Origin of the sequence: Nitrosomonas sp. (assembly GCF_024282095.1) — a bacterium.
Taxonomy (GTDB): Bacteria; Pseudomonadota; Gammaproteobacteria; order Burkholderiales; family Nitrosomonadaceae; genus Nitrosomonas.
This window is the reverse complement of the sequence record NZ_JAMWZS010000078.1, coordinates 1-2,802: the sequence shown is the minus strand read 5'-3', so window position 1 is coordinate 2,802 and position 2,802 is coordinate 1. Positions and strand designations below refer to the sequence as shown.

The 2,802-nt window shown below is 47.3% G+C and carries 2 protein-coding genes and 1 pseudogene; all 3 read right to left on the bottom strand.

Going from position 1 to position 2,802, the window contains the following annotated elements; genetic code table 11:
* A pseudogene (locus tag Q0K92_RS12950) lies at positions 1-1,346 on the bottom strand (VWA domain-containing protein); the annotation flags it as partial.
* A gap of 57 nt (positions 1,347-1,403) precedes the next feature.
* Entirely contained in the window at positions 1,404-2,210 is an 807-nt protein-coding gene (locus tag Q0K92_RS12945) for a CbbQ/NirQ/NorQ/GpvN family protein (RefSeq protein ID WP_013965371.1), read from the bottom strand.
* 106 nt (positions 2,211-2,316) lie between these two features.
* The gene (locus Q0K92_RS12940) at positions 2,317-2,673 is read right to left on the bottom strand and encodes a ribulose bisphosphate carboxylase small subunit (RefSeq protein ID WP_292916245.1); all 357 of its coding nucleotides are present in this window, start codon (positions 2,671-2,673) and stop codon (positions 2,317-2,319) included.
* Between the last annotated feature and the right edge of the window lie 129 nt (positions 2,674-2,802).

The window sequence follows — 2,802 nt, the reverse complement described above, 5'->3', positions numbered from 1 at the left end:
TGGGCATCATCTCCGGCGGTTTCCACCTCGACTTCGTTGGCGAATTCCATCACATTGACGTATTTGCGCACTTGTTTGGGCGCTTCATAGCCAGCCGACAGCGATTTGTTTAAATCGAATTCCTCAAATTCCCAGAAATAACGATTGTCGTCGCGATACGGCGCGGTGAGCTGATCCGTGAGCATGGCGAAAGGAATATTTTTTTCTCTAAAACTATGCGTCAGTTGAACGCCGATGTCCCAAGAGATCTGATGGCTGTCCAGTTTATCCTGTGCGGCTGCAAAAAGCTGACGGCCTTCTGCAATCCAGTCGTCGTTGTCCTGATAATCCGGATCGAGTAAGGCGCGTGCCAGGCGATTGAGATAATCGCCCATGGTGACAGCCATATCCGGCGTGGCCGTATGCAAGGCCGCCCAAGTTTTGCGTAATCCCGGAAAGCGGCGAATGGCAAGTGCTTCGACGCGTGCATCTTCGATCACGGAGATGCACGCCATTTGCATCGGATTCAATCCTTCCGCAGAGATCGGTTGTTTGGTTTCCACCAGATGTGCGGCGGCATGAGCGGCGGCGGCACGATACACCTCGGTGGCGGTTACACCTGCATGGCTGTCATAAGCATCAGGCAGGTAAATAAAGTAATTTTCAATATAGGGTTTGTAACCTTCGCGCGTTTCAAAGTCGCCGGAGGTGGGTTTCATGAAAAAATCACGTGCCCATAGTGCGCGCAGATACATATTGATGCGGCGCTGCACATCCACAAACAGGGTGCCCTTGCGTTCTTTTTGCAGTACTGCGAGTGATTCCTTGGATTCCAATCCAAAATATTTGATTTGCTCTTCATAATTCGTGCGATGAGCATGCGCTCCCCACATAGCCCAGCGGCGCAATCCGCCCAGAGTCAGTTGCCCAAACAGAATATCCAATTTGTTGAGCATCGGACGCATGCCGCGCGGTGCTTGTGCAATCAATGTATTCAGGAATTGCAGGTAATTCTGGAATAGCTGCGCATCACCGAGACGTTTTGCCGCAGTGGGGGAAGTCGCCAACATTAATTCAATCACTGCGCCTGAAGTTCTGGAGGCGAGTGAAAGTGCAGAAGTTGCCAGATCGCTAATAACGTCCTCACCAATTTCTTTGGCAACCAATGGGATTTCATCAATCCAACAATCGACCAGACTACGTCCGCGCCCTAATCCCCGGATTGCCGAAGCGCCTTTCAGGTAGTTATCCAATCCACGCGCCGAGAAAATTTTGACAGCTTCTGGCCATGCATGCTTGAGTAATTCAATCGATTCCGGTTCTAAATCTTCCAGTAATTCTTTGTAGTCATCCAGATTAATACTCATGGGAGCACCTGTTTATATTCACAAAACAATCAAAAATTTTCTGAAGTATAAAAACTGTTAATTAAAGAAAGTGCTGACTGCGGCATCCAGTGCATCGCGCATATCCGGATCATCAGTGATTGGGCGAACCAAAGCAACACGGCAAGCAGCATGCGCGTCCACTTTTTTGGCGATGAGACTACCTGCATAAATCAGCATACGCGTTGAGATGCCTTCATCCAATCCATGGCCTTTGAGGTTACGTGCACGTTCCGCAATCGATACCAGTTTTTCAGCAATTTCAGTGGATACGCCCGTTTCGTGCGACACAATTTCACTTTCAACGTCATGGTTAGGGTAATTAAAATCCAGTGCGCCAAAACGCTGTTTGGTGGATTGTTTGAGGTCTTTCATCAAGCTTTGATAACCGGGATTGTAGGAAATGACAATCTGGAAGTCAGCATGCGCATGAACGAGTTCACCTTTTTTTTCCAATGGCAAGACACGGCGATTGTCGGTTAACGGATGAATCACCACAGTGGTATCCTGGCGTGCTTCAACGACTTCGTCCAAATAGCAGATGGCGCCATAGCGTGCCGCAACAGCTAGCGGACCATCTTGCCAGCGTGTGCCGTTGGCATCCAACAAGAAACGACCCACTAGATCAGATGCGGTCATATCTTCGTTACAAGCCACGGTAATCAGCGGTTTTTTTAATTTCCAGGCCATGTATTCAACAAAACGAGTTTTACCACAGCCGGTAGGACCTTTCAGCATCATCGGCATACGCACCGAATAGGCGGCTTCATATAATTCCACCTCATCAGCTACGGGATGGTAATAGGGCTCGGTGGTTACGCGGTATTGATCAATGATTTCGCTCATGATGAACTCCTGTTATAGCTATCTGAAAAGTACTTTATTTGGGTCAAAAAAAACCCCCGAGCCTTTAACAGGTAAGGGGGTTCCAGGGTACGAAACCCGTTGTGTCTTACACAGTCTTGCCGCGGTATATCACCATGGCAGTGCCTTGTGATTGGTTGAAATTGTTGTAACCAATTAAACGAACATGATTATTCGGATTGGCTTTATGACATGCGGCAGCTTCTGCCAGCACGCGGTCTACATCAGTTTCACCAAACATGGGCAGTTTCCACATATACCAGTAGGAATCCATTACATACTCTGGTTCTGTATGCTCGATGGCTGGATTCCAGCCTTTACTAATTAAATACTGTACTTGCTTCTTGATATCTTTGTCAGCCATCGCAGGCAGGTAGGAAAATGTCTCAAACTTACGGCTTGCTGGATCACTGACACGTGATTTGTAATCGATTACTTCGCTCATTATTTATTCCTCATTTTTAGAGAGATGAAGAAGAAAAGTAATATTAACTATTGGCTCTTCTTCTTTAGTCATGTATTGCTTACTTGTGGGCTACGTCGAGCTTATCAACCGTATCAAACTCGAACTTGA